Origin of the sequence: Pseudomonas sp. MWU12-2319 (genome assembly GCF_023242525.1) — a bacterium.
Taxonomy (GTDB): Bacteria; Pseudomonadota; Gammaproteobacteria; order Pseudomonadales; family Pseudomonadaceae; genus Aquipseudomonas; species Aquipseudomonas gingeri_D.
Genome location: NZ_JALJES010000015.1, coordinates 93,508 through 117,602 on the forward strand (window position 1 = coordinate 93,508; position 24,095 = coordinate 117,602).

21 protein-coding genes and 1 pseudogene are annotated in these 24,095 nt (G+C 62.9%); 8 read left to right on the top strand and 14 right to left on the bottom strand.

What is annotated here, in order from left to right:
- Nucleotides 1-6: 6 nt before the first annotated feature.
- The 7 genes from M5C01_RS23225 to M5C01_RS23255 form a co-directional block, all read right to left on the bottom strand.
- Nucleotides 7-192 (bottom strand): hypothetical protein, encoded by a 186-nt coding sequence (locus tag M5C01_RS23225; RefSeq protein ID WP_152741088.1) that lies wholly within the window; start codon nucleotides 190-192, stop codon nucleotides 7-9.
- Nucleotides 189-1,307: a PepSY-associated TM helix domain-containing protein gene (locus M5C01_RS23230; protein ID WP_152741087.1), complete on the bottom strand. Its 1,119-nt coding sequence runs from the start codon at nucleotides 1,305-1,307 to the stop codon at nucleotides 189-191. The genes M5C01_RS23225 and M5C01_RS23230 overlap by 4 nt, the downstream gene beginning before the upstream one ends.
- 68 nt (nucleotides 1,308-1,375) lie before the next feature.
- Entirely contained in the window at nucleotides 1,376-3,781 is a 2,406-nt protein-coding gene (locus tag M5C01_RS23235) for a TonB-dependent siderophore receptor (RefSeq protein ID WP_152741086.1), read from the bottom strand.
- 258 nt (nucleotides 3,782-4,039) lie between these two features.
- Complete coding sequence (locus tag M5C01_RS23240) at nucleotides 4,040-5,020, bottom strand: FecR family protein (protein ID WP_152741085.1); 981 nt, start codon at nucleotides 5,018-5,020, stop codon at nucleotides 4,040-4,042.
- Complete coding sequence (locus M5C01_RS23245) at nucleotides 5,017-5,535, bottom strand: RNA polymerase sigma factor (protein ID WP_152741084.1); 519 nt, start codon at nucleotides 5,533-5,535, stop codon at nucleotides 5,017-5,019. Before M5C01_RS23245 ends, M5C01_RS23240 begins: the two co-directional genes overlap by 4 nt.
- A gap of 104 nt (nucleotides 5,536-5,639) precedes the next feature.
- A complete protein-coding gene (locus tag M5C01_RS23250) occupies nucleotides 5,640-6,347 on the bottom strand; it encodes a 3'-5' exonuclease (RefSeq protein ID WP_103497089.1) in 708 nt (235 codons plus the stop codon).
- Nucleotides 6,344-8,278, bottom strand: a complete 1,935-nt coding sequence (locus M5C01_RS23255) for a putative nucleotidyltransferase substrate binding domain-containing protein (RefSeq protein WP_152741083.1) — start codon at nucleotides 8,276-8,278, stop codon at nucleotides 6,344-6,346. Before M5C01_RS23255 ends, M5C01_RS23250 begins: the two co-directional genes overlap by 4 nt.
- A 251-nt stretch (nucleotides 8,279-8,529) precedes the next feature.
- On the opposite strand from M5C01_RS23255, the gene M5C01_RS23260 reads away from it, so the two are divergent.
- Nucleotides 8,530-8,973, top strand: a complete 444-nt coding sequence (locus M5C01_RS23260; RefSeq protein ID WP_103497087.1) for a response regulator — start codon at nucleotides 8,530-8,532, stop codon at nucleotides 8,971-8,973.
- A 188-nt stretch (nucleotides 8,974-9,161) separates the two neighbouring features.
- On the opposite strand, the gene M5C01_RS23265 is transcribed toward M5C01_RS23260, so the two are convergent.
- Entirely contained in the window at nucleotides 9,162-11,339 is a 2,178-nt protein-coding gene (locus M5C01_RS23265) for a malate synthase G (RefSeq protein ID WP_152741082.1), read from the bottom strand.
- A 605-nt stretch (nucleotides 11,340-11,944) separates the two neighbouring features.
- On the opposite strand from M5C01_RS23265, the gene M5C01_RS23270 reads away from it, so the two are divergent.
- Nucleotides 11,945-12,454 carry an RICIN domain-containing protein gene (locus M5C01_RS23270; RefSeq protein ID WP_152741081.1) on the top strand — a complete coding sequence of 170 codons (510 nt, stop codon included), beginning with the start codon at nucleotides 11,945-11,947 and terminating at the stop codon, nucleotides 12,452-12,454.
- Nucleotides 12,455-12,474: 20 nt separating this feature from the next.
- Here M5C01_RS23270 and M5C01_RS23275 read toward each other — a convergent pair.
- Nucleotides 12,475-12,641: pseudogene (locus M5C01_RS23275) on the bottom strand (IS3 family transposase); the annotation flags it as partial.
- 146 nt (nucleotides 12,642-12,787) lie between these two features.
- Here M5C01_RS23275 and M5C01_RS23280 point away from each other — a divergent pair.
- Nucleotides 12,788-13,309: an ACT domain-containing protein gene (locus tag M5C01_RS23280; RefSeq protein WP_177103850.1), complete on the top strand. Its 522-nt coding sequence runs from the start codon at nucleotides 12,788-12,790 to the stop codon at nucleotides 13,307-13,309.
- A 216-nt stretch (nucleotides 13,310-13,525) separates the two neighbouring features.
- Here M5C01_RS23280 and rarD read toward each other — a convergent pair whose 3' ends face one another.
- From rarD to M5C01_RS23305, 5 genes are all read right to left on the bottom strand, one after another.
- Nucleotides 13,526-14,413, bottom strand: a complete 888-nt coding sequence (rarD, locus tag M5C01_RS23285; protein ID WP_152741080.1) for an EamA family transporter RarD — start codon at nucleotides 14,411-14,413, stop codon at nucleotides 13,526-13,528.
- A gap of 193 nt (nucleotides 14,414-14,606) precedes the next feature.
- Nucleotides 14,607-15,581, bottom strand: a complete 975-nt coding sequence (locus tag M5C01_RS23290; protein ID WP_152741079.1) for a serine/threonine protein kinase — start codon at nucleotides 15,579-15,581, stop codon at nucleotides 14,607-14,609.
- A 187-nt stretch (nucleotides 15,582-15,768) separates the two neighbouring features.
- Nucleotides 15,769-17,670: a PhoX family phosphatase gene (locus M5C01_RS23295; RefSeq protein ID WP_152741078.1), complete on the bottom strand. Its 1,902-nt coding sequence runs from the start codon at nucleotides 17,668-17,670 to the stop codon at nucleotides 15,769-15,771.
- 158 nt (nucleotides 17,671-17,828) lie between these two features.
- Complete coding sequence (locus M5C01_RS23300) at nucleotides 17,829-18,593, bottom strand: TOBE domain-containing protein (protein ID WP_152741077.1); 765 nt, start codon at nucleotides 18,591-18,593, stop codon at nucleotides 17,829-17,831.
- 195 nt (nucleotides 18,594-18,788) lie between these two features.
- Nucleotides 18,789-19,526 carry a ComF family protein gene (locus M5C01_RS23305; RefSeq protein WP_152741076.1) on the bottom strand — a complete coding sequence of 246 codons (738 nt, stop codon included), beginning with the start codon at nucleotides 19,524-19,526 and terminating at the stop codon, nucleotides 18,789-18,791.
- 94 nt (nucleotides 19,527-19,620) lie between these two features.
- Here M5C01_RS23305 and bioB point away from each other — a divergent pair, with 94 nt between their 5' ends.
- The 5 genes from bioB to bioD are packed head-to-tail and all read left to right on the top strand — an operon-like array spanning nucleotide 19,621 to nucleotide 24,089.
- Nucleotides 19,621-20,676 (top strand): biotin synthase BioB, encoded by a 1,056-nt coding sequence (gene bioB / locus M5C01_RS23310; protein ID WP_100938536.1) that lies wholly within the window; start codon nucleotides 19,621-19,623, stop codon nucleotides 20,674-20,676.
- Between the two features lie 16 nt (nucleotides 20,677-20,692).
- The gene (gene bioF / locus M5C01_RS23315; RefSeq protein ID WP_152741075.1) at nucleotides 20,693-21,883 is read left to right on the top strand and encodes an 8-amino-7-oxononanoate synthase; all 1,191 of its coding nucleotides are present in this window, start codon (nucleotides 20,693-20,695) and stop codon (nucleotides 21,881-21,883) included.
- Nucleotides 21,876-22,607, top strand: a complete 732-nt coding sequence (locus M5C01_RS23320; protein WP_152741074.1) for an alpha/beta fold hydrolase — start codon at nucleotides 21,876-21,878, stop codon at nucleotides 22,605-22,607. The genes bioF and M5C01_RS23320 overlap by 8 nt, the downstream gene beginning before the upstream one ends.
- The gene (gene bioC, locus M5C01_RS23325; RefSeq protein WP_152741073.1) at nucleotides 22,600-23,412 is read left to right on the top strand and encodes a malonyl-ACP O-methyltransferase BioC; all 813 of its coding nucleotides are present in this window, start codon (nucleotides 22,600-22,602) and stop codon (nucleotides 23,410-23,412) included. Before M5C01_RS23320 ends, bioC begins: the two co-directional genes overlap by 8 nt.
- Nucleotides 23,409-24,089, top strand: coding sequence for a dethiobiotin synthase (gene bioD / locus M5C01_RS23330; RefSeq protein WP_152741072.1), 681 nt, complete (start codon nucleotides 23,409-23,411; stop codon nucleotides 24,087-24,089). The genes bioC and bioD overlap by 4 nt, the downstream gene beginning before the upstream one ends.
- Nucleotides 24,090-24,095 lie beyond the last annotated feature (6 nt).

The following is a 24,095-nucleotide window of genomic DNA, read 5'->3' on the forward strand; positions in this document are numbered from 1 at the left end:
CGGCGGTTATCCATGGCGACGGCCCAACAACCCGCGCAGGGAAATAGCCACCGGAATCCCCAGCCCCACCCAGCTCAGCGCATCCCAGGCGCCGTCGCCCAACAGCGCGGCGAACAGGCCGGCCGCGCTGAGGAGGGCAATCAACACGGGAATGCCGAAGACCTTCCAGAAAATCGAAGCACGCGGTTTCATCGTGCACCCTCGGTTTTCAGGCTAGTCCGTCGGCGTACCCACCACAGGTACACGCCGCTGCCGAGCACGATAATGGTCAAGCCATCCAGCACCGCCCAGAGCACCTTCATCGGCATGCCGCCGTAGTCACCGAAATGCAGCGGTTGCGACATGCCCATGGCGTCCATGTACCAAGGGCGTTGGCCCACGGCGGTGACTTGCAGGGTGGCGGCGTCGATCAGCACCGGGGTCAGCAGGTGCGAGGTGAGGTGGGTGCTGCCTTTCATAAAGACGGCGTAGTGGTGTTCGCTGGAAAAGCGCGTGCCGGGGAAGGCGATAAAGTCCGGGCGCATGTCGGGGGCGGCCTCGGCGGCGATCTCCAGCAGGCGCGTGGCCGGGGCGAGTTCGGTCAGCGGTGGGGCGTCGCGGTACGGCGCGACCATGGCGCCGAGGGTGTCGGCGCGCCAGGCGGCGATCAGCAGGTCGGCGCAGGCGCTGATCACCCCGGTGATGCCTACCACCAGGCACCAGGTCAGGGTCACGATGCCGATCAGGTTGTGCAGGTCGAGCCAGCGCAGGCGGGTGGATTTATCGCGGCGCACGCTGGCGAACGTCTTCCGGCGCATGAACGGCAGGTAGAGCGCCACGCCGGAGATGATCGCCAGCACGAACAGCACGCCCATAAAGGCCAGCAGCAGTTTGCCGGGGAGCCCGGCGAACATATCCACGTGCAGGCGCAGCATGACCATCATCAGGCCGCCGTTGGCCGAGGGCAGTTCCACGGCCTGGCCGTTGCGGGCGTCGAGCATGAAGGTGTGGGAGGCGTTGGGTTCGGTGCCGGCGGTTTTCGCCATGATGGTGGTCACGCCGTCGGGCTCGTCCTCGTCCCAGCCGAAATACTGCATGACCTCGCCCGGACGATGGGCCTCGGCGGCGCGGACCAGTTGCTGCAGGTCCAGGCGCGGGGTGTCGGCGGGCAGCGTTGGCAGCGCGGCGGCGTCGCCCAGCAGGTGGTCGATCTCGTGGTGGAAGATCAACGGCAAGCCGGTCAGTGCCAGCATCAGCAGGAACAGCGTGCAGATCAGGCTGGCCCAGGTGTGGACAAAGGACCAGCGGCGGATGGTTTGGCTTTTCATGGCTTTTCCAAATGCAAAAGGGCCACGGCGGACCGTGACCCTTGTTTCGACGCGATGCGGCTAGCGGGTTACCACTTGTAGTTGACGGCGGCGACCACGCTGCGCTGGTCTCCGTAGTAGCACCAGGTGCCGTCGCAGGTAGAGAGGTAGTCCTTGTTGAACAGGTTCTTCGCGTTGACTTCCACCGACGCACCGGCCAGGGAACTGCTCAGGCGACCCAGGTCGTAATGCACCGCAGCGTCATAGACGGTGTAGGAGCTGACGTGACCATTGGGAGTGTTGGCCGTGTTGCCGAAGGTATCGCCGACATAACGCACGCCACCGCCGACACCAAAGCCATCGAGGAAACCGGTGCGCCAGGTGTAGTCGCTCCAGAGGGAAGCCTGGTTACGCGGTACCAGTTGCAGGCGGTTGCCCTGGTCGTCGCCCTTGAGGATTTCCGAGTCGGTGTAGGTGTAGGCCGCGATCAGCTTGAGGTTCTTGGTCACGTCGGACGTGGCTTCCAGCTCCAGGCCACGGACCTTGGTTTCGCCGATCTGGCTGGTGATGCCACGGTCGCTGACCGAGACGTTTTTCTGGCGAAGGTCGAAGACGGCCGCCGTGAGCAGGGTCTTGCTGCCTGGCGGTTGGTACTTCACACCGGCTTCGTACTGATGGCCTTGAGTCGGTTTGAAGGACTGGGTTGCGCTGGCGTTGGCGCCCGCGGATGGCTGGAACGACTCGGTGTAGGAAATGTAAGGGGTGATCCCGGAGTCGAACACATAGCTCAGGCCGGCGTTGCCGCTGAAGGCGCTGTCGCGCTGGGTGTGGGTGGCGTTGTTATTGTTGAAGAAGGTGGTGCCGGTGTGAATCCAGTCCTCACGGCCACCGAGGGTCAGGCGCCACTTGTCCAACGCGATCTGGTCCTGGGCATACAGGCCGGTCTGGTTGGTCTTCTGGTTGTAGTTGTAGAAGGTGTTGTAAGCGATATTGGAGAAGTTCTGCCCGTAGATCGGGTTGTTCACGTTGCTGTCAGGCGCGTTGCCTTCCTGCCATTTGTAGCGGGTATCGGTGCGCTGATGGTCCAGGCCCAGCAGGACGGTGTGGCTGAGGGCGCCGGTCTGGAAGTCGGCCTGGAAGTGGTTGTCCACGGCGATCTGGCTGATGTTTTCATCGACCTTGTCGACCAGACGGGTCAGCGTGCCGTCCGGAGCGACGACATTGCCAAAGGAGGCGTAGGCCTGACGGAAATTCAGCTCGCTCTTGGTGTAGCGCAGGTTCTGTTTGAACTGCCAGACATCGTTGAAACGGTGATCGAAGGCGTAACCCAGGGCGTAGTAAGTGCGGTCGTAGTAGTCCGAATCCGGATCGCCGAGGTTTTTGCTGTGTGAAATCGGCCCGGCCGCCGAAGGCAGCTTGGTGCCTTGCAGGGGCAGGAACTGGCCGCTGATACCGGTATCGTCGCGGGTGAATGCGGACAGGAAGGTCAGGTGCGTATCGTCGTCGACATTCCAGGTCAGGCTGGGTGCGATGTTGTAGCGCTTGTCGCTGACATCGTCGATGGGCGTGTTGCCGTCACGGATGACACCGTCGATGCGATAGAGAAAGCGGCCGTCGTCGTCGATTTTGCCGGTGCTGTCGAAACTGATCTGTTTGCGGTTATTACTGCCTGTTTCGGCACGGACTTCGTGGCTGCTCTCGGCCTCGGGGCGACGGCTGACCATGTCGAGCATGCCGCCTGGCGGGGTTTGACCATAGACCGAAGAGGCCGGGCCACGCAGGACGGCAATACGTTCCAGGTCCCAGGTTTCGAGTTTCGGGTTGGCGTAGGAGCCTTTGGGCAGAGGCAGGCCATCGAGGAACTGGGTGGGTTCGAAGCCACGGATCCGCAACCAGTCGGCGCGCGAGTCGCTGCCGTAGCTGCTGGCGATCACGCCGGGGGTGTAGCGCAGGGCGTCGTCGAGGTTCTGGACGCCGCGGTCTTCCATCTGTTCGCGGGTAATGACCGAAATCGAGCGCGGTGCCTCGACAATCGGCGTATCGGTCTTGGTGCCGGCGGCGGTGCGGGTGGCGGTATAGCCTTCGACCGGGCCCCAGGCGTTTTCAGCAACGCCCTGGCCGGTGATATTGGTTTCCGGCAAGGCCACTACGCCGCTCGGGATCGCGATCAGGGTGTAGGTCCCGGCGCTGCTTTGGATCAATTGCAGACCGGTACCGCCAAGAGCTTTGTGCAGGGCGGTGATGGCGTCGAACTGGCCTTTGACCGGTGCCGAGGTTTTGCCCGAGGCCAGCGCCGGGTCGATGCTCAGGGCCAGGCCCGCCTGGCTGGCGATCTGGCTCAGGGTCGAACCCAGCGGTCCGGCCGGCAGGTTGTAGGCATGAACGCTGGAAGCCTGTTCGGCCGCCATCAGCGTCGGGCTGAGCAACGGGGTGCCAAGAGCGATGGCGACGGCGAGGAGACTGGGGCGTAGCAAGGTGTCGAGCGGGCGGGACATAGGGCGGGTTCCTGAATGGAAATGTTTCTCAATGCCTATGGGCCGAGCGAAATTCGGAAAGTGATAGGGTTGATTGAAAATAATTTAGATTCACATCGAGGGGCGAACGTCGATTTTGTGGAAGCGGTCGCTCAATACCCGAGCTGATGACTCTGTGGGAGCGGAGCTTGCCCGCGAAGAGGACCTTGAGGCCGCCAAAAGCTTCGCGGGCAAGCTCCGCTCCCACAGTCGATAGTGTTTCAATCCGCCAGATTCGGCTCAGGGCTGGGTATCGGTCTTGGCCCGTAACGTCACCCACCACTGGGTATGCCGCGTGATCTGCACCGGCAAGGTCGGCAGTAATGCGGTCAGCGCCAGGTCGGTGTCATGCAGCGGGAAACTGCCGGTGATCCGCAGGTCGGCAACGTGCGGATCGACACCCAGATGGCCACGCCGATAGCGGCCCAACTCTTCGAGCATGTCGGCCAAGCGCACGTTGTCCACCACCAGCATGCCCCGGGTCCAGGCATCGGCGCCGGGGTTGAGGGCCTGCAACGGACCGAGGCTGTCACGACGCATCAGCACCTGCTGGCCTTCATGGAGGACCTGTTCATCGGCGTCGGCCTGCGGGCGGGCCGCCACCGCCGATTGCAGAACACTCAACAGCGTGCCGTCGTCTTCACGCTTGACCAGGAAACGCGTCCCCAGCGCGCGCATGCGCCCTTCATCGGTTTCGACGATAAACGGCCGGGTGTCGTTATGCCCGGTCTCGATCAGGATTTCACCCTCGCGCAGGACGATGCGCCGGGTCTTCTCATCGAAGCGCAGATCCAGGGCACTGTGGGTGTTGAGCTGGATCGTCGTACCGTCGGCCAGGTGCAGGGTGCGTTGCTCGCCGGTGGCGGTGCGCTGGTCGGCCAGCCAGTAATCCATGGGCAGGTAGCGATTGCCGAGGAACAGTGCCAGGCCGCAGGCCAGTATCACACTGGCCAGGCCGCTGCCGAGCTTGCGTACCCGCTGACGGAGGCCGTCGCGGGATTTCAGCAGGGCGCCCCGGGCCGGGCCGCTGGTACCGCTGAAGCGTTGGTCGAGCATGCCCAACTGCGACCAGGCGCGGGCGTGTTCTTCATGGGCCGCGTGCCATTTCTCGAACTCGGCCTGTTCCACGGTGTTGCGACCGCCCGAGTCCAGGCACAACTGCCAGGCAATGGCGGCATCGAGGACGCGGGCGGAAACCGGTTTGGCGCTGAACTGATTCATGTCGGCTCGCCGTACAGTGCGACATAGCACTGGCGAATGCCCTGGGCCAGGTACTGGCGCACGCGGGGCACGGAAACGCCGAGCTTTTCGGCGATCTCGGCATGGCCGAGGCCGTCTAGGCGACTGTAGAGGAACGCGGCGCGGGCCTTGCTCGAGAGCTTGCCGAGCAGGTGGTCGATGGCCCGCAGGTCTTCGAGGATCAAGTGTTGTTCTTCCGGGGACGGTTGCTCGCCCTCCGGGATCAGCATCAGTTCACTGAGGTAGGCCTGTTCCAGCGCGGCGCGGCGGAAGTGGTCGAACAGCAGGCCTTTGGCGATGGCCACGAGGAAGGCCCGGGGTTGTCGCGGTGTGTTCAGTTCGTCGCGGCCCAGCAGGCGGACAAAAGTGTCTTGGCTGAGGTCTTCGGCCCGCTGCGGGCAAGCGATGTTGCGGCGCAGCCAAGCCAACAGCCAGCTGCGATGGTCGCGATACAACGCGCCGACAAGGGCATGGTGGGGGCTTCGGACTGACGACAACGGACATCACCGACAAGAAGTTTAAAATAACGAGAATTATTCGCGATTGTGTCAGGGCCCAGGAAAAGGCGCAATGGCTGCTGGTCGGTTGGTTGTGTGCCATTTTAGAAGGAGGGACTCTGCTGACGACGTTTCCACTGCCCCAGGCGTTGTTGCAGCTTCAACGGGCTATCGATCTGCTGTTGCCGTGCCCGGCTGAACAGGATCAGCGCCAGTTCGGCGGTGGCCAGGGCGTCAGCGCTGGCGTTATGCCGCTCCTCCACCTGCAACTTGAAATGGTCGATCCAATCGTCCAGCCCGGCTTCGCGCAAGGTCGCTTGCGGGCATAACAACGGTGCGATATCGGCGACATCAAAAAATGGATGTTGCAGGCGATACCCGAGGCTGTCTTTCAGCGCACGGGTGAGCATGTGCTGGTCAAAGGGCGCATGGAACGCCAGCAACGGGCTGTCGCCGACGAACTCCATAAAGTCCAGCAACGCCTGCGCCGGATCGCTGCCGGCGGCCAGGGCACTTGGCCCCAGACCATGGATCAGCACGCTGGGGTTGACGCTCTGTCCGGGGCGCAACAAGGTCCGTTCAAAGCACTGCCCCAGGTCGATGGCGCCGTCTTCGATGACCACCGCGCCGATGGACAGCACCTGGTCGCGGTTCAGGTTCAGGCCGCTGGTTTCCAGGTCGAGGACAACCCAGCGCTGTTCCCGCAGCGAACACTCGTCCAGGGGCTTGGCGGCGGGCAGTTGCCTGAGCCGCGCCTGTGTCGCGGCATCCAGTGTCGGCTCGTTGGCCCTCAGCCAGGAAAACAGCTTCATAGCTGATACCGCAGGGCCAGGCTGCTTTGCAGGCGTTGGGCCTGGCGCAGGGCTTCACGCAGGATGCGTCGGTCCAGCTGGTTGAGGCTTTCCGGATCGACCCGATTGGAATACGGCAGATTCTGCCGGGTCTGCAGTTGATGTTGCTGCAAGCGGGTCTGTTGGATGAAGTGATAGGCCTCTTCATAAGCCGCGCCATCGAGGCCTTCGATCACTTCCTTGGCTACCAGCTGGCGCAGGCGTTCGAGGGTATTGCTGGCCTCGATGCCATTGGCCAGCGCCAGCAGGCGGGCACCGTCGACGAACGGGGTCAGGCCCTGGACTTTCAGATCGAGCGTGGCCTTGTCGCTGCCGTTGCGGCTCAGCACGAACTCACGCAAACGCCCCACCGGTGGGCGCTGGCGCAGGGCGTTTTCGGCCATCATGCGTTGGAACAGCCGGTTGTCGGCGACCTGGGCGAGGATGCCCTGGCGCAGTTGCTGGCAGGCCTGTTCCTCGCCCCAGACCACCCGCAGATCGAAATAGATGCTCGAGGCCAGCAGGTTCTCCGGCGTGGCTTCGCGAATAAAGGCGGAGAAGCGCCGCGCCCATTCGGCCCGCGACAGGCACAGCTCAGGGTTGCCGGCCATGATATTGCCTTTGCACAGGCTGAAGCCGCACAGCGCCAGGCTCTGGTTGATCTGCTGCGCCAGGGGCAGCAGCTTGCCGCGAATCTCGGCGGCATGGGCGGCGTCGCGGGCCTCGAACAGGATGCCGTTGTCCTGGTCGGTGTACAGCGTCTGCTCGCGGCGGCCTTCGCTGCCGAAGCACAGCCAACTGAACGGCACGCCCGGGTCGCCTTTCTCGGCCAGGGTCAGTTCGATGACCCGGCAGACGCTGTGGTCGTTGAGCAGGGTGATGATCTGGGTGATCTGGGTCGATGACGCACCGTGGGCCAGCATGCGTTCCACCAACTGGCCGATCTCGCCGCGAATGGCGATCAGGTTGTCCAGGCGCGCCGCGCTGCGGATGGTCCGCGCCAGGTGCACCAGGTCGACCCGTTGCAGGGAAAACAGGTCGCGCTCGGAGACCACGCCGCACAGGCGCTGCTCCTTCACCAGGCAGACATGGGCGATGTGCCGTTCGGTCATGGCCATCGCGGCGTCGAAGGCGCTGTGGTCCGGGGTCAGGGCGAAGGGGGCCTGGGTCATGTGTTGGTCGATGGGCTGGTTGAAGTCATGGACGCCGTCGGCCACCACCTGGCGCAGGTCGCGCAGGGTGAAGATGCCGAGTGGGGCCTTGGCCTCATTGACCACCACGATGCTGCCGACCTGCTGCTCGTGCATCAGGGTCACCGCTTCGCGCAGCGGGGTGCTCGGGCTGCAGGTCACCGGATGACGCATCGCCAGCTCGCCGAGGCGGCTGTTGAGCGAGTACTGGGTGCCGAGGGTTTCCACGGCCTTGCGCTGGACTTGCTGGTTGACCTGGTCCAGCAGGCTGCTGACGCAACGCAGGGCAAAGTTGCGAAAGGTCTCGGAGGACGAGAACAGCTTGATGAACGCCGGTTTGTTCAGTTGCAGGCAGAAGGTGTCTTCACCCGCCAGGTGTTCGGTGCGGGTGGCCCGCTCGCCGAGCAGCGCGGCGAGGGGGAAGCACTCGCCGGTGGTGATTTCGAAGACGGTTTCGCTGCCGCCCTTGGCCGTGTGCGGGCGCTCGCCGACCACCCGTCCCTGCTTGACGATATAAAAGTGCTCCACCGGCCCGTCGGCGGGCTTGATGATGCTCTCGCCCGTGCTGTAGAAACGCAGTTGACACTGTTCAACCAGATAGGCCAGATGGGCGTTCTCCATCTGATTGAAGGGTGGGAATCGCTGCAGGAACTGCAAGGTGCCGTGGATGTTTTGCAACACCGCGGTCTTCCCGGCCTGGGTGAAGGCATCCGCTTTGCTCATGACCGCTACCGATTTTTGTCCGTTGTTATGGGCGCGAAGAATCGCCGTTCTACCCATGGTCGGCCCCCGCTTCCCGGGTGCCCATTGGACGTAAGTCTAGGTTTGAGAAATGGCCTACAGTTGAAGAAGCAGATTCTTAACAAATATCGACTTGGAAAACTTTCCGACGAAGTGCACATTGAGCATCCGTTTAGCGATGTCTGAGCACTGTGCTAGGGGATTGGATTGCCGAAGGGATACCAGAGAGCCGTATGTCTGACCACGATATTTTAAGCGATGCCGAGCGCGAGGCCATTCTGCAGGTGATGCAGGCACCGCAATTGTCGTATCAGCGGGTCCTGATTGTCGATGACGACCAGGATGCCCGGGAGTTGCTGTCGGAAATTCTCGCCCTCCACGATATCCACTGCGTGACCGCCGCCAGTGGCGCGGCGGCCTTTGCGTTGCTGGAGTCCAACCGCGGCATCGGTCTGCTGATCACTGATTTGCGCATGGCCGATGATGGCTTGGACCTGATTCGCAAGGTGCGCGGCTCGGAGCGGGCGGCGCTGCCGATCATCATCGTCTCCGGCAATGCCCAGGTGCGTGATGCTATTGATGCGATGCATTTGAGCGTGGTGGATTTCTTGCTCAAGCCCATCGATACCACGCAGTTGCTGAAGCTGGTCAAGCGTGAGCTGGGGATGGTGGCTTAGCCCCTGTAGGAGCGAGCTTGCTCGCGATGGTGGCCCAGGCACCGTGGGGTATCAGATGCCCAGCGTTATCGTTGACGCCCATCGCGAGCAAGCTCGCTCCTACAGGGAGCGGTGTCTTGAGGCGAGCGGAATGAAAAAGCCCTGATCGTTACCGATCAGGGCTTTTTCTTTTCGCCATCAGCGCGGGATTACAGGCCGTTACGGGCCTTGAACTCACGACGCCGACGGTGCAGTACCGGCTCGGTGTAGCCGTTGGGCTGTTTGGTCCCTTCGATCACCAGTTCGACCGCCGCCTGGAAGGCGATGTTGCTGTCGAAGTCCGGGGCCAGCGGGCGGTACAGCGCGTCACCGGCATTCTGCCGATCGACCACCGGGGCCATGCGCTTGAGGCTTTCCATGACCTGGTCCTGGGTGACCACGCCATGGCGCAGCCAGTTGGCGATGTGCTGGCTGGAAATGCGCAGGGTGGCGCGGTCTTCCATCAGGCCGACATCATGGATGTCCGGCACCTTCGAGCAACCGACACCCTGGTCGATCCAGCGCACCACGTAGCCGAGGATGCCCTGGGCGTTGTTGTCCAGCTCGCTGCGGATCTCCTCGGCCGACCAGTCGGTATTGCTCGCCAACGGGATGGTCAGGATATCGTCGAGCGAAGCCCGCGCGCGTTTGGCCAGTTCGGCCTGGCGGGCGAACACGTCGACCTTGTGGTAATGCAGCGCATGCAACGCCGCCGCGGTCGGCGACGGGACCCAGGCGGTGTTGGCGCCGGCCAGTGGGTGGGCGATTTTCTGTTCGAGCATCGCCGCCATCAGGTCGGGCATGGCCCACATGCCTTTACCGATCTGGGCGCGACCTTGCAGGCCGGTGCTCAAACCGATATCGACGTTCCAGTTCTCGTAGGCGCCGATCCATTTTTCCGTCTTCATGGCCGCCTTGCGCACCATCGCGCCGGCTTCCATGGAGGTGTGGATCTCGTCGCCGGTGCGGTCGAGGAAGCCGGTGTTGATAAACACCACGCGCTCGCTGGCGGCCTTGATGCAGGCTTTCAGATTGACGGTGGTGCGTCGCTCTTCGTCCATGATCCCGACTTTCAGGGTATTGCGCGGCAGGTTCAGGAGCTCTTCGATACGGCCGAACAGCTCGTTGGTGAACGCCGCTTCTTCCGGACCGTGCATCTTCGGCTTGACGATGTAGACCGAGCCGGTGCGGCTGTTCTTGCGCACGCTGTTGCCGTTGAGGCTATGGATCGCCGCGAGGCTGGTGATCAGGCCGTCGAGGATGCCTTCGGGCACTTCGTTGCCGTGGCTGTCGAGGATCGCATCGATGGTCATCAGGTGACCGACGTTGCGCACGAACAGCAGCGAGCGACCGTGCAGGCTCAACTCACTGCCATCGACGGCGGTGTAGCGGCGGTCGGCGTTCATGGTCCGGGTGAAGGTGGTGCCGCCCTTGGCGACCTGTTCCGCCAGGTCGCCCTTCATCAGGCCGAGCCAGTTGCGGTAGATCACCACCTTGTCATCGGCATCGACGGCGGCGACCGAGTCTTCGCAGTCCATGATGGTGGTCAGGGCCGCTTCCATCAGCAGGTCCTTCACTCCGGCGGCATCGGTCTGGCCGACGGGGCTGCTGGCGTCGATCTGGATTTCGAAGTGCAGGCCGTGGTTTTTCAGCAGGATCGCGGTGGGTGCCGCGGCATCGCCCTGGAAGCCGATCAACTGGGCGTCGTTGCGCAGGCCGCTGTTGCTGCCGCCCTTGAGGGCGACCACGAGCTTGCCGTCGACGATCTTGTAGCCCACGGCGTCGACATGGGAGCCGGCGGCCAGGGGCGTGGCTTCGTCGAGGAAGGCGCGGGCGAAGGCGATGACCTTGTCGCCACGGACCTTGTTGTAGCCTTTGCCTTTTTCCGCGCCGTCCGCTTCGCTGATGGCATCGGTGCCATAGAGCGCGTCATACAGCGAACCCCAGCGGGCGTTCGAGGCGTTGAGGGCGAAACGCGCGTTCATCACCGGCACCACCAACTGTGGGCCGGCCATGCGGGCGATCTCGTCGTCGACATTCTGGGTCGTGGCCTGGAAATCCGCCGCTTCTGGTAGCAGGTAGCCAATGTCTTGCAGGAAGGCTTTGTAAGCCACGGCGTCATGGGCCTGGCCGGCCCGGGACTGGTGCCAGGCATCGATCCGGGCCTGGAAATCATCGCGTTTGGCGAGTAGGGCCTGGTTCTTCGGGGCCAGGTCATGGATGACCTTGTCGGCACCGGCCCAGAACTGGTCGGCGGTCAGACCGGTACCGGGAATGGCTTCGTTATTCACGAAGTCGAACAGGACTTTGGCGACCTGAAGGCCACCGACTTGAACGTGTTCAGTCATTGCTTGCCTCACTCTGCTCAGCTATTCAGCTCTTCTATTTAAAGCCTTGCGTGCTTCTCTGAACACAGTACCAGAACATGCCCTCGCGGGCGGCTGGGCTCGCCCGGCCGACCTGAGCCGGTGGGGCTTTCCGTGGTTTCACAGACACTCGGGCAGACGTCCATCCAACGTTATGTAGTGCGTGCCGGCGCATACTACATGATGCATTGCGGTTGTGAAAATTAGACTAAATACGTCGTTTCGCGACCAGTGGGTTCTGTCCGGTCACGCATCAGTCGCTGATGTTCTCAAGAAAAGCATGGATTGTTCCAGATAAATCTGAAAATCGTACACGATTTGTTTTTCCGTACGGCGCCGTGGTGTGTGCTGGGGATGGTGTGGAAGCGTGCCTGATCTTTCGAAGGGCAGACCCGATGTCATCCGCTTGTCCGTATCTTGCGCGTACAGGGCCTGGTCGAGCTTGTACCTTTTCTCATCAAGCTACACTGAGGGCTTGGGTATTGTGTGTCAGCCGGTTGTTGGCAAGCTTCCTCGGTTCTTCGCCATTGCTGTTTTCATTGCTGTTACCTCAATCAGCAAGAACCAGTAAGTAAAGGAGAGCCTTTATGAAAAAGAGTACCAATACCCCTGAACCTGCAACGCCAGATCAGGTGCTTGAGGATGGCTCGGTTGGGGCGTTAAGCCTTCCAGCTGAGCCAAGAAAAATATTCACGGCTTTAAATGAAAGAAGTTTTCTCTTTCATCATAGCGCTAGTAATCCTGATCTTAGGATTACCACTAGGGATAATTTGTTATTCGCATTGTGGACGTTTAATACTACCGAGTCGTCGCCTGTCGGTGTGTGGGAGGGAGAGATTCAATGCTTTCCGTTTAACGCGTACATGACTGCAAAAGGCACAGATGTCGTCGTTGTCGAGAAGAATGGGGAAAATAATCAAATTTGGATAATTAGGCGCTCGGGAAGCCGTTTTGTAACTATTGAAAGCAGCGTGAGCAGATTCCTCTTGGCGGTCGATGACTCCAGTACAACAGATGATACGCTGGTCATTCTCAGGGGTGGTCCTCATATCCCCGCTGAAGATTTCATGATAGGTATTAACGCTGTACAGCCCTGACAAGAGCAGACAGTTGCGCTTCAAACGGCCCTGGCTGGGTTCCAGTATTTCCGGGTAAGTTCAGCCAGGGCCGGGTAAGCAAGTCGTGAGTGGCGGCGTTGGCGATGATGGATGAGTTCGTTCTTCAGCGCCCCCAAAAGCTTTCTATCAGTGCCTTGTCGAAACAGTTGCCCTTGCGTGACATCGAACGATGCATCTTGAACTACGTTTTGATGTATATCAGCCATTACTGAGAGCCCGGCTCGAAAGATCGAGTTATATCAATCCCCCAAGTGCCCACGGGTGTGGCCCGCTTGCCTATACTGGAGCGACCAACGACAAGAGGGCTATCCCGTGGACCATCTCGTACTGACAGTATTCGCACCCGACAAGGCCGGCCAGGTCGAGCAGATTGCCCTGTGTATCGCCGAGCACGGCGGCAACTGGCTGGAAAGCCGCATGTCGGGCCTGGCCGGGCAGTTTGTCGGGATTGTCCGGGTCGAGGCGCCCGCCGAGGCCCATGACGCGTTGATCAAGGCACTGCAAGCGCTCGCCAGCCAAGGGATTCAGATCCAGGTGATTCCCGGCGGCGGCGAAGCGCCCGGACGCTGGAAACCCATCGCGATGGAACTGGTGGGCAATGATCGCCCGGGAATTGTGCGGGACATCACCCGCCTGTTGACTGAACAAGGCATCAATCTGGAGCAACTGGTGACCGACGTGAGCCCCGCGCCCATGAGCGGCGACCCGCTGTTCCATGCCGAGGCGATCCTGGCGGTGCCGTTTGACCTGCCGCTGGAAGCCTTGCAGTCGGGCCTGGAAACCCTGGCTGATGAGTTGATGGTGGAGTTGATGCTGCGCAGTGACGAAGAGTGAAGCGGGTTATCCAGTTTTAACGGGGACGGGCCTGTGGATAACCTGGGGAGAGCCGGCGCCCGGCCAGGCCGGCCGGGGCTTTCCCTGATATGAACAAAAAACGAACAGTTTCAAGGGCTTGTGCACAAACGGCGTGGACCGGCTTGTGGATAACCTTGGGGTAGAAGCCTGCAGCCCAGGTGGCGCAAGGCTTGCAGGCTTTTGTGTGTTTTTTGATCAGCTGCGCTTGCGCAGGCTGAGCCAGGCATCGACGCTGTACACCGCCAGTCCCGTCCAGATAAACACGAAGGCCATCAGGTTACTGGCGGTCAGGTGTTCGTCGTACAGCAGCACGGCCAGCAGCAACACCAGGGTTGGCGCGATGTATTGCAGGAAACCCAGGGTGGTGTAGGGCAGGTGACGCGCCGCCGCGTTGAAGCTCACCAGCGGGATCAGCGTGACCGGGCCGGCGGCGATCAGCCACCAGGCTTGCGAGGTGGTCCAGAATTCGGCCTGGGCGCTGGTGGCGAGCGGATTCAGCAACAGCCAGCCGATGGCGATGGGCACCAGCATCCAGGTTTCCACCACCAAGCCCGGCAGGGCCTTGACCGGTGCCTGTTTGCGGATCAGCCCGTAGAAACCGAAGGTCAGCGCCAGCACCAGGGAGATCCAGGGCAGGCTGCCGACCTGCCAGACCTGCTGCGCCACGCCCACGGCGGCGAGTCCGACGGCGATCCATTGCAGGCGGCGCAGGCGTTCGCCCAACAGCAGCATGCCCAGCAGCACGTTGACCAGCGGGTTGATGTAGTAGCCCAGGCTGGCCTCGAGCATGCGCCCGTTGTTGACCGACCAGACGTAGGTCAGCCAGTTGGCGGCGATCAGGGTGCCGCTCAGGGCCAGGATCGCCAGGCGGCGCGGGTTGTCCCGCAGCTCGCTCCACCAGCCCGGGTGTTTCCAGACCACCAGCAGCAGGGAGCCGAACAGGGCGGACCAGAGCACGCGGTGGATGATGATCTCGACGGCCGGTACGGCGGCGATGGCTTTGAAGTAGATGGGGAACAGGCCCCAGATAATGTAGGCGCTGAGGCCAAGGATGTACCCGCGACGCGGGTTGGCGGCTTGCATGCAGAGTCCTTGCTTAGGCTGCTAACTAATTATGGGGGTTGGTGCGCTGGTCTTGGCTGGTGCGGTGGGGCTGAGGGCCCTATCGCGAGCAAGCTCGCTCCTACAGGGGGGATGCAATCCATTACTGTAGGAGCGAGCTTGCTCGCGATGGCGTCTTTTCAGACGCCGACACCGCTAAATCCTGCCACAACCGTCAGAATAATTTCAGCGGTTCTTCATTCAGCGCGGAGAGTTGTTCGCGCAAGGCCAGGACCTGGTCGCCCCAGTAGCGCTCGCTACCGAACCACGGGAAGCTGTGGGGAAACGCCGGGTCGTCCCAGCGGCGGGCCAGCCAGGCGCTGTAGTGCATCAGGCGCAGGGCGCGCAGGGGTTCGATCAGCGCCAGTTCGCGGGGATTGAAGTCGTGGAACTCGCTGTAGCCGTCCATCAGTTCCGACAGTTGGCCGAGGCATTCCTGGCGGTCGCCGGCGAGCATCATCCACAGGTCCTGCACCGCCGGGCCCATGCGGCAGTCATCGAGGTCGACGATATGGAACATCTCGTCGCGGCACATCATGTTGCCGGGGTGGCAGTCGCCGTGCATGCGGATGTTTTGGTGCGGGGTCTCGGCGTAGACCTGTTGCACCCGCTTGAGCAGGTCGCGGGCCACGGATTCGTAGGCCGGCAGCAGGCTGCGGGGAATGAAGTTGCCTTCCAGCAGGGTGGTCAGCGAGTCTTCGCCGAAGTTCTTCACACCGAGGGCTTCGCGGTGTTCGAACGGACGGGTGGCGCCCACGGCGTGCAGGCGGCCGAGCAGTTGTCCGAGGCGATAGAGCTGGTCGAGATTGCCCGGTTCCGGGGCCCGGCCGCCACGCCGGGGGAACAGGGTGAAGCGAAAACCGGCGTGTTCGAACAGGCTTTCGCCGTTGTGGATCATCGGCGCGACGACCGGGACGTCGCAGTCGGCCAGTTCGAAGGTGAAGCGGTGTTCTTCGAGGATGGCCTCGTTGGTCCAGCGCTGGGGGCGGTAGAACTTGGCGATCAGGGGTTCGCCGTCTTCGATGCCCACCTGATAGACACGGTTTTCGTAGCTGTTGAGCGCCAGGACCCGGGCGTCACTGAGAAAGCCGATGCTTTCCACGGCGTCGAGCACCAGGTCGGGGGTGAGTGTTTCAAACGGGTGGGACATGCTGACTCCTGCGGGCGGCAGGCGGCCGCGTCCGGCCAAGCATGTTAGCGCACCGGGGCGTAGAAAGGTGTCGGCTGTTCCGGCTTCTTCGCGGGCAAGCTCCGCTCCCACAGGTTTTCTGTCGTATGCGGTATCCAGTCTCGACTCAAATACTGTGGGAGCGGAGCTTGCCCGCGAAGGCGGTTGATCAGGCGCCGATAATCCCGCCATCCTCCCGCCGGATCGCCATCACCGACGAGCGTGGCTTGCCGTTCGGCAGATGCTCGGGAAAGGTCGAGTTGCCGGCTTCACCCGGATGCTGGATGCCGACGAACAAGGTCTTCTGATCTGGCGAGAAGCTGATACCGGTCACTTCGCAACCCACCGGGCCGACCATGAATCGACGGATTTCCCCGCTGGCCGGGTCGGCGCAAAGCATCTGGTTATTGCCCATCCCGGCAAAATCCCCGGCGTTGCTGTAGTCGCCGTCGCTAAGGATCCACAGACGGCCGGCCTTGTCGAAACCCAGGCCGTCCGGGCTGTTGAACATATTCTGCGGGGTGATGTTGGAAGAGCCGGCCTTGGCCGTGCCGGGATGTGCCGCCGGGTTGCCCGCCACCACGAACAGGTCCCAGCCAAACGTGTGGGCACCGTGATCATTGCCCGCGGCCTGCCAGCGCAGGATCTGTCCGTAGACATTCTTCTCCCGGGGATTCGGTCCGCCGGCCGGCATGCCGTCCTCACCTCGCTTGGAATTGTTGGTCAGGGTGCAATAGACCTGGCCATCGATGGGGCTGACGACGATCCATTCCGGACGGTCCATGCGCGTCGCCTTGACCACACTGGCGGCCAGTCGGGCATGGATCAGCACTTCGGCCTGGCTGGTGAAACCGCTGCCTGCGTCGATGCCGTTCTTGCCGAAGGTCAACTCGACCCATTCACCCGAACCTTTCGGACGATCAGGGTTGCCGTCGCCGTTGTCGAAACGCGCGACATACAAGGTGCCGTGATCCAGCAGGTCACGGTTGGCCTTGGGGTGCTTGTGGTCGATCTTGTCGCGGCTGATGAACTTGTAGATGAATTCACCGCGCTCATCGTCGCCCATATAGACCACGGCGCGGCCGTCACGGGTTTCGGCCAGGGCGGCGTTCTCGTGCTTGAACCGGCCCAGGGCGGTGCGTTTGACCGGGGTGGACTGCGGGTCGAACGGATCGATTTCCACCACCCAGCCATGACGGTTCAGTTCATTGGGGTTCAGGGCCATGTCGAAGCGCGGATCGTGGGCGTGCCAGTTGATCTCCTTGCTGGTGGCCACGACGCCATAGCGCTTTTGCGCGGCATCGAATTTCTGTTCGGTATTGCTGCTGCCGAAGCAGTCGGTGAAGTTCTCTTCGCAGGTCAGGTAGGTGCCCCAGGGTGTCTTGCCGTTGGCGCAGTTCTGGAAGGTGCCGAGGACGTTGCGACCCTGCTTGTCGGCCTGGGTCTGCAACCAGGGGTGACCGGCTGCCGGGCCGCCGAATTTGATCGGTGTGTTGCCGTGGATCCGCCGGTTATAGGCCGAACCCTGGACGAAGTGCCATTGGTCGTCCTTGCGCTGTATTTCGATCACCGACACGCCTTCGCTGGCCTGGGCCTTGCGCACGTCTTCAAGGGATTGCGGCTGGCCGCCGTGGGGGTAGAGGTAGCGATAGTTGGTGTATTCGTTGTTGATCGCCATCAACGCCCGGTTGTCGTCGCCGGGGAAGGGGAACAGGCTCATGCCGTCGTTGTTGTCGCCGAACTGGACTTCCTGGGCCTTGGCGCTGCCGTTGCCGCTCGGGTCGAAGGCCGGGCCGTTCTTGGCCAGGGGTTGGCCCCAACTGATCAGCACTGAGGAGGTATAGCCGGGTGGCAAGGTCAGGGTGTCGCGGGTGGCGGCGGCGATGCTGTCGAAACCCAGCAGTTGGCCGGAGGCGGCGCTGACGCTGGCAGCTATCACGCTGCGGCTCAACAGGTTGCCGCCGAGGAACATCGCCGCGCCGCACAAGGCGCCGGCACTGATAAAGCCACGACGGCTGAGGCCGACCATCTGTTCCAGGTCGGTGGGTTGGTTTTCTTCTAAGAGGTTCATGATCAGGCTCCCTGCGGGTCAGGGGGTCACCTTAGTAATGCGTTGTGACGGATTTGTTGCAGGAAAAGCGGGGGATCGCTGCGCGATCGATCGCCGGCAAGCCGGCTCCTACAGGTGGGATTCGTTCTTCTGTAGGAGCCGGCTTGCTGGCGATGGCGTCATAACGGTGTACCCAAAATCACCAGGGACGGCGCAAACACCGCCTGCACGGGGCTTCCCACGTTCAGAGCAAGGCTTTTTATCTGCTCCGGTCGCGCCAGCGCACAGAGGATTTGTCCGTTTGGCAGGGCGATTCTGACCTCCGAAGGGCCGTCTTCATCCTCGGAAATGTCCTCGATTTGACCGCTTAGAGAATTGTGTCCGGATTTTGCGGGATGCCCGATCGCACTCAATTCCAGCCAACCGGCCTTGATCAGGGCGACGACTTCGGTGCCGCTCTCCAGTTCCAGGCGTTGGGTGCTGTCGTGGGTGATCTGTGCCTGCAGCGTGAGTCCGCCGGCCAGGGCCAGACGCACAAGGTCGTTGCGCCCGTGGCGGGTGATGTCCTGCACCGTGCCGTGAAGCTGGTTGCGGGCGCTGGTGCGCAGCATCAGGCGGCCGAGCAGGTCGAGGTCGCCGCTGTCTTCGGCGGCTTCGAGGACCTGGGCCTGGAGGGTTTGCAGGCGTTGATAGAGACGCAGCACCCGTTCGCCTTCCGCCGACAGCTTGGCGCCACCACCGCCCTTGCCGCCGACACTGCGCTCCACCAGGGGCTTTTGCGCCAGGTTGTTCAACTCGTCGATGGCGTCCCAGGCCGCCTTGTAACTCAAGCCTGCGCTTTTCGCGGCGCGGGTGATGGAGCCCTGTTCGGCGATATGTTGCAGCAGGGCGATACGCTGCGGGCGGCGGACGATGTGTTGGGTCAGCAGGACGGGCAGGGACATGGGGCGGACTTCGGGCGGCGGGGGTATTGGGCAAGGTGCCTCTCGGTGCTTTCGACGTCAAGCCGCCGCAAGCCAAACGCGGTTTCTGTGGGAGCCGGCTTGCTGGCGATGGCGGCCGTCGGGGCGCCACAAGGCTCAAGGGCCTCTTCGCTGGCAAGCCAGGCTCCTACAGGTTTTGTGGTGTCTTTGGGGAGGTTAGCGATTTTCCGGGCTCGGTGTACGCGCCAGGCAATAGACATCGACCCGCCGCGCTCCCGCCTTCATCAGCAAGCGGGCCAGGCTTTCGGCGGTGGCACCGGTGGTCAGTACATCGTCCACCAGCGCCAGGTGCAGGCCTTCGACCTCCGCGCCAGGCGCCAGGGCAAAGGCATTCAGCAGGTTGCGTCGGCGAGCCCTGGCGTCCAGTTCCTGTTGCGCGATAGTGTCCTGAACACGCCGTAAACGCTGTTCATCTGCGGAGATTTCCAGGCTCTGGCTCAGCCAGTTCGCCAGCATCGCCGCCTGGTTATAACCCCGCTGACGCAAGCGCCGGGTCGCCATGGGCACCGGCAGCAACAGGTCCGGTCGCGGCAAGCCATCGTCAAAGCGCTCGCGCAACGCCTGGGCCAGCAATTCACCCAGCAGTCGCCCCAGCGGCCATTGGCTCTGGTGCTTGAAGCGGGTGATCAGGCTATCCAGTGGAAAGCGATAGGTCCAGGGCGCAATCACCTGCTCGAAGGCTGGCGGCTGCTTGAGGCACTGTCCGCAGGTCAGCCCCGTCGCCGCCAAGGGCAGGGCGCAGACCTGGCAGGCCTCCATCAGCCAGGGTAGTTCGCTCTCGCAGGGCGTACAGATCGGGTGGGGTGTATCGGTGGTTTCATCGCACAACAAACAGGTCTGTTTGTTTTTTAACCAGATGTAAACCGGTCCTTCGTATCGTGGTTGACAGCGCATGAGTCTTCCTTAAATATGCCGAGCATCCGTGTCGCGCCTGTGGGTATTCCTTTGCCCCAGACGCTTGCCCAGCATAAAACAAGGAACTCCGCCGATGAGCGCCAGCATCACCGCCACTTTGCGTCACGATTGGTCTTTGGCCGAGGTCAAGGCTCTGTTCGTCCAGCCGTTCAATGACCTGCTGTTCCAGGCCCAGACCGTGCACCGCGCGCACTTCGACGCCAATCGCGTGCAAGTGTCGACCCTGCTGTCGATCAAGACCGGCGCCTGCCCGGAAGACTGCAAGTACTGCCCACAGTCCGGCCACTACAACACCGGGCTGGAAAAAGAAAAGCTGATGGAAGTGCAGAAGGTGCTGGAAGAGGCCGCGCGGGCCAAGGCCATAGGTTCGACCCGTTTCTGCATGGGCGCGGCGTGGAAACACCCGTCGGCCAAGGACATGCCGTACGTGCTGCAGATGGTCAAAGGGGTCAAGGCCATGGGCCTGGAAACCTGCATGACCCTGGGCAAGCTCGACCAGGACCAGACCGCCGCCCTGGCCGACGCCGGCCTGGACTACTACAACCATAACCTCGACACCTCGCCGGAGTTCTACGGCAGCATCATCACCACCCGTACCTACGGCGAGCGCCTGCAGACCCTGGCCTATGTTCGTGATGCCGGGATGAAGATCTGCTCCGGCGGTATCCTCGGCATGGGTGAGTCCCTCGACGACCGCGCCGGGCTGCTGATCCAGCTGGCGAACCTGCCGGAACACCCGGAGTCGGTGCCGATCAACATGCTGGTGAAGGTTGCCGGTACGCCGCTGGAAAACGCCGATGATGTCGATCCGTTCGATTTCATCCGCATGCTCGCGGTGGCGCGGATTCTCATGCCGCAATCCCACGTTCGCCTGTCGGCGGGCCGTGAGGCGATGAACGATCAGATGCAGGCCCTGGCGTTCTTTGCCGGCGCGAACTCGATCTTCTACGGCGATAAATTGCTGACCACCGCCAACCCGCAGGCCGACAAGGACATGCAGTTGTTCTCGCGCCTGGGCATCCTCCCCGAAGCCCGTGAAGAGCACGCTGACGAAGTGCACCAGGCGGCCATCGAGCAGGCGCTGGTGGAGCAAAAGAGCAGCGAGCAGTTCTATAACGCCGCTGTCTGATCCCGCGAGGCCTTGCATGCCCTTCGATCTCAGCGCCCGGCTGTCCGCCCGGCGCGCCGAAAACCTCTATCGCCAGCGTCCGCTGCTGGAGAGTCCGCAAGGTCCGCAGGTGGTGGTCGATGGCCAGCCCCTGTTGGCCTTCTGCAACAACGACTACCTGGGCCTGGCCAATCATCCGCAGGTCATCCAAGCCTGGCAGGCCGGCGCGGCGCGCTGGGGTGTCGGCGGCGGTGCCTCGCATCTGGTGATCGGTCATAGCGGACCGCATCACGCCCTGGAAGAGGCTTTGGCCGATCTCACCGGGCGCCCGCGGGCGCTGCTGTTCACCACCGGCTATATGGCCAACCTCGGTGCGGTCACGGCCTTGGTCGGGCAGGGTGATACGGTGCTGGAGGACCGTCTCAACCATGCGTCGCTGCTGGATGCCGGATTGCTCTCGGGCGCGCGCTTCAATCGTTATCTGCACAACGACGCCGCCAGTCTCGCCAAGCGCCTGGAAAAGGCCACCGGTAATACCCTGGTGGTCACCGACGGGGTCTTCAGTATGGACGGCGACCTGGCCGACTTGCCGGCCCTGGCCCGCGAAGCCCGGGCCAAGGGCGCCTGGCTGATGGTCGATGATGCCCACGGCTTCGGCCCGCTGGGGGCCAACGGTGGCGGTATCGTCGAGCACTTCGGTCTGAGCCAGGAGGACGTGCCGGTACTGGTCGGCACACTGGGCAAGGCCTTCGGCACGGCGGGCGCCTTTGTCGCCGGCAGTGAAGAGTTGATCGAAAGCCTGATCCAGTTCGCCCGCCCCTATATCTACACCACCAGCCAACCGCCGGCCTTGGCCTGCGCGACGTTGAAAAGCCTGGAACTGTTGCGCACCGAGCACTGGCGGCGCGAGCACCTGAATGCGTTGATTCGCCAGTTCCGCCAGGGCGCCGAACAGATCGGCCTGACCCTGATGGACAGCTTTACCCCGATTCAGCCGATCCTGATCGGCGACAGCGGTCGGGCGTTGCGCTTCTCGCAGTTGCTGCGTGAGCGCGGGCTGATGGTGACGGCGATTCGTCCGCCGACCGTTCCGGCGGGCAGTGCCCGGTTGCGGGTGACCTTGTCCGCGGCCCACAGCGAGGCGCAGGTGCAGCTATTGTTAGAGGGGCTGGCTGCGTGTTTCAGCCTGTTGGGCCCCTTTGATCCAGTGGAGCCAAACCATGCGTGATCGTCTGATCCTGTTGCCCGGTTGGGGCCTCGGCATCTCGCCGCTGGAACCCCTGGCGGCGGCCTTGCGCGGGCTGGATGAGCACTTGCGGGTGGAAATCGAACCCTTGCCGGAACTGGCCAGCGGCGATCCCGAAGAGTGGCTCGACGAACTGGACGCCACCCTGCCGGACAATGCCTGGCTGGGCGGCTGGTCCCTGGGCGGTATGCTCGCCTCGGCGCTGGCGGCGCGGCGTGGTGAGCGCTGCTGTGGTCTGCTGACCCTGGCGAGCAACCCGTGTTTTGTGGTGAGTGACGGCTGGTCCGGGGCGATGGCCAACGACACCTTCGACCTGTTCCTGGCCGGCTGCCGCGCCGATCCGCAAACGACCCTCAAGCGTTTCAGCCTGCTCTGTGCCCAGGGTTCGGCGGACCCGCGCGGCCAGGCGCGACTGCTCCTGGCCGGTGCGCCGCAGACTACCCCCGAGACCCTGTTGAACGGGCTGGAGGTGCTGGCACAACTGGATACCCGCCAGGCCCTGCAGGCTTTTCGCGGTCCGCAACTGCACCTGTTCGCCGGCCAGGATGGCCTGGTGCCGGCCGAGGCCGCCAGTGATTTGCTGGCGCTGCTGCCGGATGTCGAAATCGGCCTGATCGAACAGGCCGGCCACGCCTTTCTACTGGATGACCCCCATGGAGTGGCCGGGGCGATCCAGGCCTTTTTGCATGAGTCCGGTGATGACTGATCTTTCCCACCCTGTCTTGTCGGGCGGCTTGCCCGACAAGCGTCAGGTTGCTGCCTCGTTTTCCCGCGCGGCGGCCAGCTATGACAGCGTCGCCCAATTGCAGCGCGATATCGGTCATGAATTGCTCGCACGCTTGCCGGATGAGTTGAGCCCGTCCCGTTGGCTCGATATGGGCTGCGGTACCGGCTACTTCAGCCGGGCCTTGGCCGTTCGTTTCGAGCAGAGCGAAGGCGTGGCACTGGATATTGCCCAGGGCATGCTGGAGCACGCGCGTCCGCTCGGCGGTGCCCGGCACTTTGTCGCCGGGGATGCCGAGCGCCTGCCATTGCAGGCCGGCAGTTGCGATCTGCTGTTCTCCAGTCTGGCCGTGCAGTGGTGTGCCGATTTTGCCGCGGTACTCGGCGAGGCCCACCGGGTACTGCGACCGGGCGGCGTGATGGCCTTTGCCAGCCTGTGCGTTGGTACCCTGCACGAGTTGCGGGAAAGCTGGCGGGCGGTGGATGGCCTGGTGCACGTCAACCGCTTCCGGTTGTTCAGCGACTATCAGCAGTTGTGCCGGGACAGCGGTTTGCGCGTGGTCAGCCTGGAAAGCCGGCCGCAGGTGCTGCACTACCCCGATGTGCGCAGGCTGACCCATGAACTCAAGGCGCTGGGCGCGCATAACCTCAATCCTGGCCGGCCGGGCGGTTTGACCGGGCGGGCGCGGATTCTCGGGTTGGTGCAGGCCTATGAAGCGTTTCGCCAGGCCGAGGGTTTGCCGGCGACCTATCAGGTGGTCTATGCCATTCTGGAGAAGCCATTATGAATGCTGCCTATTTCATTACCGGCACCGACACCGATGTGGGCAAGACCACGATTGCCGCCGGGTTGTTGCACGCGGCCCGTCAGGCCGGCCTGAGCACCGCGGCGGGTAAGCCGGTGGCGTCGGGCTGTGAGGTGACGCCCGAAGGGCTGCGCAACGCCGATGCCCTGGCGTTGCTGGCCGAATGTTCGCTGCCGCTGGCCTATGCCGAGGTTAATCCAGTGGCCTTCGAGCCGGCGATTGCCCCGCATCTGGCGGCGCGCGAGGCGGGGGTGAAGTTGACCGTGCAGTCCTTGCTGGGACCGATGCAGCGGATATTGGCCAAGCAGGCCGACTTCACCCTGATCGAAGGCGCCGGGGGCTGGCGGGTGCCCTTGGCGGATCAGGCCAGCCTGTCGGATCTGGCCCAGGCGCTGGCCTTACCGGTGATCCTGGTGGTGGGAGTGCGCCTGGGGTGCATCAGCCATGCCCTGCTGACCGCCGAAGCCATCGAGCGAGATGGTCTGCAACTGGCCGGCTGGGTCGCCAATATCATCGAGCCGAAGACTTCGCGCCTGGAAGAGAACCTCGCGACCCTGGCCGAACGCCTGCCGGCGCCTTGCCTGGGGCGGGTGCCGAGGCTCAAGGCGGCGAGCGCCGAAGCGGTCGCGCAGTACCTGCAGTTGGATCTGCTGGACTAGACGCCG